The 2032-nt window shown below is 68.4% G+C and carries 1 protein-coding gene; it reads right to left on the bottom strand.

Annotated elements, in window-relative coordinates:
- Positions 1 to 1941: glycoside hydrolase family 48 protein (locus tag ACQKIP_RS46015; RefSeq protein ID WP_427745729.1), on the bottom strand; the 1941-nt coding region annotated here is incomplete at its 3' end.
- Between the last annotated feature and the right edge of the window lie 91 nt (positions 1942 to 2032).

Genomic DNA, 2032 nt, shown 5'->3' with positions numbered 1-2032 from the left:
GGTGTCGGTCGCGCCGCCCCAGGCGTAGTACCAGGACATCAGATAGTGCGAGGCGTCCTTGCCGGTGCCGGCCGGGCAGGCCGTCGGCCCGGTGCAGTTGCCGACCTTCTTGAAGTACTTGTCGTACATCGAGTAGCGCAGGTAGTCGCCCATCTTGGCGGCCTTGCCGACGGTCGCCGAGATGTCGGAGCCCTTGCCCTGCTGCTTGGCCCACAGGCTGGCCCAGTAGGCGGCCTGCACCGCACGCGCGTCGGCGTCCGGGGCGTTGGTGAACTTCCACTGCTTGGCGTAGGAGGAGTCACCGGTGAACAGGTCCAGATACCCGTTCTTGCCGCCGTACTTGAAGGCGTCGCAGGTGGGCTGCGGCACCGTCTCCCACACCGACTCCTGCGCGCCGCGCTGGAAGGTGTTGATGTAGGAGGGGCCGGTGGCGGTCGGGCCCGCCTCGCACTTGCCGGGTTCGTTGCCGTAGCCGTAGACGTTGTCGACATCCTGCAGCCAGTGCATGCCGTAGATGTCGTCCGTGCCGTACGCGCTCTTCAGCTCCCCGGCGATCGGGTCGCTGCCCACGGAGACCGACGGGTCGAGCTTCGCCGGGTACTGGGAGGGCAGGTCGTGCTCGGGCGCGTACGTCGCGGGCTTGGAGGCGTTGTAGGAGGAGTTCGTCGGCTGGTCCGCGTGGGTGGGGATCATGTACTTCTCCATGATTTCCCACGCCCCGTTGAACTTCGACCAGTCGCCGCTGACCTTGCCGTACATCGCCTGGAGCCACAGCAGGTAGCTGTAGGCCTCCGACGTCGTCTCGTGGCCGTGGTCCGGCGCCTCGACGATCAGCGTCTCGACCGAGTGGTAGGGGACACCCTCCGGCGAGAAGTAGCCGTTCGCCGGGTTGGTGATCTTCCCGTAGAGGTCGAGGAAGCGGGCGTCGTACGTCTTGGACGCGGCGAGCTGCGTGACGGTGACCGCGGCCTTGGTGTGGCCCGGGGCCGTCACGCCGAAGGTGGCCGCGCCCGTGCCGGACGCGTCGGCCGCGATGGTCACCTTCTGTGCCGTGTTCCAGTTCGACGGCGTGAAGGTCAGGCTCGCGCCGGAGGAGACGGACAGGCCCGCATTTCCGCTCGTGCGGGCCGTCGTGACCGTGACGTTCGAGGCGGGCTGCGTGGACAGCTTCACGTCGAAGGTGCCGGACTTGCCCTGCTGGACGCCGAGTTGGGAGGGGGTGGCGACCAGGGCGGGCCCCGCCGCGACCGTGATGCCCGCGGGCGTCGACTCGCCGGAGGCGCCCTGGCTGTCGTACGCCTTGGCGTACAGGGAGTGCGTCCCGGCGGCCAGGGTGTCCGCGCTGAGCCCGTAGGGGGCGGTGGTGTCCGTGCCGAGCAGCGTCGTGTCGTCGTAGAACTCGACCTTGTCGATGCTCGCTCCGTCGGCCGCCGCGGCGGTGGCGGCGAGCGGGACGGCGTCGCCGGCCGAGTAGACCGCGCCGGCCTTCGGACTGGTGAGCACCGTGATCGGCGGCTGGTGGGCGCCCGCGCACGTGGTGCCGTTGACGGCGAAATCGGTGGGCGCCGAATTCGCGCCACTGTAGGTGAATTGCGCGCCTGCCGTGGCGGCGGCGCCGGGTGCGATCTTTGCGTTGTACGAAAGGCTCTTCGCGGTGATCGCTTTTCCGGACTGCGACCAGGTCGCGTTCCAGCCGTTGGCCAGTTTCTGGTTGCCGCTGTAGTTGTAGGTGAGGGTCCAGCCGTCGATCGACGCGGCGCCGCGGTTGGTGATCGTCAGATCGGCGGTGAAGCCGGAGCCCCAGTCGTTGGTCTTGTAGTCGACGCTGCATTCAACTGCCGCCGCATCAGCGGTAGTTGGCAGGGCGGTCAGGGTGGCGAGCGGTAGTGCCAGGGTGGCCGCGACAGCGGTCCACAGCCGCCGGGCCCGTCTTTGTGGCATGGCCCTGGTTCCTCCTTGCGGTTCAGGGAGCGAGGGGTGGAGTTGTGATGTGGCGTCACAACCTGTGAACCAGTGGGAGCGCTCCCAAGGA

This window comes from Streptomyces sp. NPDC059900, from assembly GCF_050270335.1.
In the GTDB taxonomy this organism is placed as follows: Bacteria; Actinomycetota; Actinomycetes; order Streptomycetales; family Streptomycetaceae; genus Streptomyces.
Note: the sequence above shows the minus strand (reverse complement) of the source record. Positions and strands in the feature narration are given on the sequence as shown.